Annotated in this window: 4 protein-coding genes; 1 reads left to right on the top strand and 3 read right to left on the bottom strand. The window is 53.1% G+C overall.

Annotated elements, in window-relative coordinates; translation table 11 throughout:
* Window positions 1–245 precede the first annotated feature (245 nt).
* The 3 genes from ABHR76_RS09380 to ABHR76_RS09390 all read right to left on the bottom strand — a co-directional run bounded on the left by ABHR76_RS09380 (window position 246) and on the right by ABHR76_RS09390 (window position 3024).
* The gene (locus ABHR76_RS09380) at window positions 246–923 is read right to left on the bottom strand and encodes an FRG domain-containing protein (protein ID WP_252204733.1); all 678 of its coding nucleotides are present in this window, start codon (window positions 921–923) and stop codon (window positions 246–248) included.
* A 405-nt stretch (window positions 924–1328) separates the two neighbouring features.
* The gene (locus tag ABHR76_RS09385) at window positions 1329–2141 is read right to left on the bottom strand and encodes an Abi family protein (RefSeq protein WP_346977509.1); all 813 of its coding nucleotides are present in this window, start codon (window positions 2139–2141) and stop codon (window positions 1329–1331) included.
* Window positions 2074–3024 (bottom strand): hypothetical protein, encoded by a 951-nt coding sequence (locus ABHR76_RS09390; RefSeq protein ID WP_346977510.1) that lies wholly within the window; start codon window positions 3022–3024, stop codon window positions 2074–2076. Before ABHR76_RS09390 ends, ABHR76_RS09385 begins: the two co-directional genes overlap by 68 nt.
* 150 nt (window positions 3025–3174) lie before the next feature.
* On the opposite strand from ABHR76_RS09390, the gene ABHR76_RS09395 reads away from it, so the two are divergent.
* A complete protein-coding gene (locus tag ABHR76_RS09395) occupies window positions 3175–4176 on the top strand; it encodes a DUF3644 domain-containing protein (protein WP_346977511.1) in 1002 nt (333 codons plus the stop codon).
* Window positions 4177–4728 lie beyond the last annotated feature (552 nt).

The following is a 4728-nucleotide window of genomic DNA, read 5'->3' on the forward strand; positions in this document are numbered from 1 at the left end:
GCGTGCACGCGCGCACCTAAGCCACGCGCGAGGAGGCCGCGCTGAATCTGTTCGAGTGCATCTAGGTCATCTACAACAGGGCCAGGATCCACTCGGCGCTGGGCTACCTCAGCCCGGCGGAGTTCGAGAAGGCCAATTGGCCTGCGGAAGATAGCCGCTCGAAGGCGGCGTAAAAGGTGACAATGGAATCGGGGTAGATTCAGATTCATCCCCTTTGTTAGCTTTTTGCTTGCCACAAACACCGGTCATAGACGGATAGGCACGTTCGCCGAGCGAGCCTTCGAAAACCCCTCGATGCCCGATGGGAATAGAGACTCCTCAGTGATTCCCTTTGCCGCCAGGTACCTTCTCACGGAAGGTTTCAGCTTTGGGAGAATCAAAATCGGACGAGCTTCGGAGTCGACCGTCTGACATATAAATAGGTTTGGGTCCGCCAACGAGCCGTCGAGCGATGTCATGATGAACGCACCATGCTGCACGACGATTCTCGGCTCATAGCTTCGCGGCTTCACGAGCAGGGGGCGCCCGCCGCGGCAACGATCGGTCAGATCATACCAGTCGGGGTCCTGACCGTTGGGCTGTTCTCCAATCGAGACGCGCATATCGGGATTAACCCTATAGGAATACACAACGCCAGCCACTTTGTCATGCCTGGATGACGCGAAGTAAAGCGCGACGTCGAGGCTCGAAGTTACATCAAGCAGACGCGTCGCACCGCCGAAATGCTGCATGCAGGCCATGAACTCCAAAACGGAGCCGCCGCAGCGAAGCAGCCCGTTGGCCCGCGCCTCCTCGAGAATCCTTGACTCGGCATGCCGAACCAACCCTTCGTCAATCTGCATATCGCTATACCCAGATCTTCTGATCCGCCTGTACAGCGTCGGAAAGGGCGTCCAGCAATAATTCGTCTGGCCTCTCCACATGTAATCGTCTGCTGCCGAGCCGGTAGGGAAGCAGCCAAGCAGCTCTTCCAAAGTCTACGGTACATCGGGCTGATAGACTTCGTCAATCGGATGCCCCAGATGATTAGCCGAAGCCATAGGCAACACCTCCTAGTTGTGGTTTCCTCAAATCGATTCCAACTTTGCTTCGCCTTTTCGAAGCAGCACATATCCTTCTCGAGTCAAGACCATGCGCGAGGTATGAGGTCCCCAAAGAGCATAAGGGCGAATTCGGCTTCATCAGGAGGACGCGGGGTCTTGTGCGCGTCTAAATCCGAATACTACGACTACGCGAAGAAGAGAATGCCCGACGCGCGAAGGGCTTGGCGCATGATTCAATCGCCAATAATCCGCCGAAGCCAGCGATTCGTTTTAGGCGAGTCAAGCTCACAATTTGTATCTGGTTATCTTCTTCCATTCAGCCGGAAAGCCCATGGCCCCAAGGAGACGCTCCTCACCGACGCTCTCGTCCAATAGCAGATATCCGTTAACGCACTTGACGAGCTTAGCCTTGAATGCTTTGAACTCGTCGTCGCGCAGGAGGTATCGAAGCGTGATCACTGCCGAGAAGACGTCTACCTTGCCACAAACGTAATCCGGCCCAATCTTTTCGATGCCGAGCTTGGCGTGTAAGGCCGTGTCAGGAATCTCAAAGTGGCACCTGTGGGAGAAGAGGCGCTCGCCATGCGCGCAGACGTTCCTGTAGAGGGCGAGCACACGGATAAACGAAGAGAGTTCCTTTGGGTTTCCGACCCCGAACCTCTTGGCGATCTTGGTTTTCTCGTTGTCCCTAAGTGCCGTGAGCATTTTCGAAATCTGTCCGAAGGTCATGGCGTTCACGGCGACCCATAGCGGCACGTTCTTATTTGCCCTGCGGTAGTAGGCGAGGTATTCATGGCTGGTATCCTTGTTGGCGATATATTCAAGCATGTTTAGCAGCTTTGGGAGAACACGCTTCGCGCCCTTCGATGTCGCGTAGCAGCGAGCGTCTAGATACTTACTCTGGGACTCGCCATATGCAGCGCAGAACTTGTAGGCAAGCGCCGACCTGATCTTCGCCTCGACCTTGAGCAGTGCATCGAGCATTATCTCCCTGAGCTCTACGTCGAACTCGTAAAGCGCTAGGATGTCTTCAAAAGTGGCGCCATCGCGGTATACCCGGGTGCTCGGGTCGCGGAAAAACGACTGGTAACCGTTCACGACCGGGAAATACTGTACCAAGCAGGAAAAGCGTCACGGAAGCGGCGATCCAGTTGCTGTCGCCGGTCTTAGGGAGCGCTGTTGTGTTCGCGGCGATGCTCTTGGGCTTGGACGGCGTAGACACCGTGGTCTTGGTCACCGTCGTCTTGGCCGTTATGTTTGTCTTGGGAATCGCAGCTGCGGGTTTCACTGTGGGGTCCGTCGCGGGTTCTGCACCGGGCTGCCCCGCAGCAGGATCACCAACAGTCTCACCCGTCCCGCCGCCTGGCACGCCTTCTCCACCGGTCTCCCCCGCCGGGGGCGTGGCGCTCTCGGGCTCAATCACCACGTGCGGTGCCACCGCACCGGAGGTATCCACCACGCTGCCAGCATCAAAGGCCCCGCCAGCAGGCGCCACAAACCGCGCAGACATAAGCGACCCACCCAGGCACGCAACGTCGCCGTCGGCACCGGCCGCATCAAGCCACGAGGCATCGACGGAAAGCCGACAGCCGGCCGCGCCATCGCCAAGACCCGCGTCCTGCAGATGCACGCCGTAAGCGCGCACGCCCGCCCCGGACCCGGCGCCCGCGGCAACGACGCGCCCGCCGCCGCGCACGGCCATGTCGCCGGCGATCACGCCGGCAACCGCCTCGTCAGTAATATCGGCCCCGTCCGCCCGGGCATCGACGGTGCAGCCGTCCACCACGAGCGCCTGCGAGGCGTGGATCCCGCACTGCGAGCCCATCGCCGTTAGGGTCCCGGAGCCGCGAAGCGTCAGACAGCCCCACACCTCCATGCCGCACAGCGTGATGTCCACCACGAGCGCCTGCGACTCCGTTGCTGACTTCATTGGGGAATCGTAGTCCACCGCAAGCATGTCCTTGGCCTTCATATGATTCATAGAGCCTTGAAAGAAGCTAGCAGGTAGCTATTAGCGTCCTGAAAAATGGACGAGCAGATAAGCTGCTACCCCTGAATTCAACAGAAAACGATCTTATGTTCGTAATTGCGGTACACTACTCTTATAGAAAGCGCTGCCGATTGGAACAAGATGAATAATATCGACTCGTTAACCGTTCAACGTCTTTGTGATAAATCGCAAGAAGCTTTTATATTGTCAATCGAGCTTTATAACAGGCCAACACTTAAATATAGAGTTGAAGGATGTGCTTTCTTTCTTTGCAACGCATGGGAATTGCTCCTGAAAGCCCATCTCGTACAACGTAACGGCAACAGGGCCATATACTATTCTGACAAAGCCGATCGAACCTTGTCCCTAGAAGACTGTGTTAAAAAGGTTTTCACTAACGAAAAAGATCCCTTGCGGCGAAATTTGAGCAAAGTAATAGACTTGCGAAATACTAGCACCCATTTCGTTGTTCAAGAATATGAAGGAATCTATGCTCCGATCTTGCAAGCGTGTGTTGAGAATTACGATGAAAAAGCGCGCGAGCTCATGGGGATTGAGATAAGCGACCGCATCCCGGAAAACTATCTCGTGCTTTCGGTTAGACGCTCAGATGCAACGATTGAGGAATGTCGAGCGCGCTACTCTCCGGAAGTCATAAGTCGAATGATCGATGCCAGAAGTGGCGTGTTGACCTCGGCGGACGAAGAGGGCAATCGCCGATATGCACATACCTACACAACGGAACTACGTTTAACCAAAAAGAAAGATGCGGACCTGACTGTTCGTATTGACAAAAATGGAAATACGCCAGTTTCTATCATCAAACAGCTTGTTAAGCCTGAAGATAAATATCCCTATCGAACGAATTATGTAGTTGAAGAAATCCAGCGCAGGCTAAATGCAAATAGCATCCAGCTAAAAAGAAATGGCTGTCCTCAAGAATTCAACAACTGGGTTTTTAACCTGTTTATAAAGATGTATGGGATGAAGGACGATCCTCGCTTTTCAATTAATACTTCGATGAAGGGAGAACAGCCGCGGTATGCCTATTCACAACAGACAATCGATGATATCTATGAGCTGATTAAACAGAATCCAGATGGAATCATCGAAGATCTAAGGTCAAAGGCGACGAACAAATAAAAACAGCCTTAGTAAGGGATGACCCCAGGAGCAAAGGAATTCTAAATCCAAAGGATCTACTCCCATTCGGGAACCCAGCTTTTACCCTTCCCAAGTCAACCCTTACTAAGGCTGTAACTTTATTATCCCAAATATGATTAGCATTCATACGCTAAATCTAAAAAATATCAAATAGGGGCGCTGCTGATCGGATTAAGAATCAATGCGCTTAACGGCCACACTCCCTATCAGGGCTTGAGACTTGGCCCCCTGTATGATATTCACGAATTGCTATTCTTCGAATGAGCATCTATTGGCCGAAATCTTACCCTACTGTTGAGCGAGGCCTGATTGATTTTTATAAGCCGTAATGCAGGAACTTATTTCATGTCCTAGTTAGAAGAGGAGCCACCTTCCATAGACTTCAGTTGAGCGGATACAATCCTTTAAAGGGAGAAATGATCCAAGTTGTCCATGTTCAGTTGCAGTATGTACTATGCCAACGACCTGGCCCAAACCATTAAACACCGGGCCACCACTCATTCCATGGCGAAATGAGCAATTCGTATAACA

This window comes from Collinsella aerofaciens (assembly GCF_039752985.1).
Classification (GTDB): domain Bacteria; phylum Actinomycetota; class Coriobacteriia; order Coriobacteriales; family Coriobacteriaceae; genus Collinsella; species Collinsella aerofaciens_BT.